Origin of the sequence: Bradyrhizobium sp. PRIMUS42 (assembly GCF_023006515.1) — a bacterium.
Classification (GTDB): Bacteria; Pseudomonadota; Alphaproteobacteria; order Rhizobiales; family Xanthobacteraceae; genus Bradyrhizobium.
Genome location: NZ_JALBGZ010001344.1, coordinates 1 through 801, shown reverse-complemented (window position 1 = coordinate 801; position 801 = coordinate 1). Strand labels below are relative to the sequence as shown.

The window sequence follows — 801 nt, the reverse complement described above, 5'->3', positions numbered from 1 at the left end:
TGAAGACCTCGTCGACCTTCTCGGGCGCAAGCTTTGCGCGCTCCAGCGCCGCGCCGATCACATGCGATCCGAGCTTGTGCGCGGCCAGCGGCGACAGCTCGCCCATGAAGCGGCCAAGCGGTGTGCGGGCGGCGGAGACGATGACGACGGGATCGGCGGCTTCGGCCATGACAAAACTCCCTGCGGTGATGATTGAGATTATGGGCATCATATGATGCGGCGCAAAAAAAGCAACCGCGGCAGGGATGAGAAAATGTCGTGGTTCGGATGAGATTTGGTCGCTCGAGAGGAGGAGGTGCTACCAAGAGCACACTGTCATCACCCGCGAAAGCGGGTGATCCGGTATTCCAGAGGCGAAGGCGGCAAGCCGGGGCATGACACCTTTGATAAGGCACGGAGCCGTTCAAGACAGAGGCAGCAGCCTACCGCTTCCGGTTCACGAACGCCTGCATCAGCCGCGTCGGCTCGTCGGTCAGGAACGACTCGCCGAACACTTTCACGCTCAAATTCACCGACTCCGTCAGCGGCAGTTCCTCCCACTGTCGCAGCAGCGCCTTCTGCGACCGCAGCGCCTCGGGGCCGCATTCGAGCAGCGCCTTCACGACGTGTTCGACCTCGGCATCGAGCCCGCCCTCGGGCGCGACCTTGTCGACCAGTCCCCAGGCGAGCGCCGTCGGAGCATCGATGTTCTCCGCCGTCATCACCAGCCAGCGCGCGCGGGCCCAGCCGATCAGCCGCGGCAAGAGCGCCGCATGGATCACCGAGGGGATGCCGACGCGGACCTCCGGCATGCCGAAATGG

At 64.3% G+C, this 801-nt stretch carries 1 protein-coding gene and 1 pseudogene; both read right to left on the bottom strand.

Annotated elements, in window-relative coordinates; genetic code table 11:
• A pseudogene (locus tag MOV75_RS40215) lies at window positions 1-169 on the bottom strand (acetyl-CoA C-acetyltransferase); the annotation flags it as partial.
• A gap of 253 nt (window positions 170-422) precedes the next feature.
• A partial coding sequence (locus MOV75_RS40210; protein WP_247008393.1) for an enoyl-CoA hydratase-related protein occupies window positions 423-801 on the bottom strand: 379 nt, incomplete at its 5' end.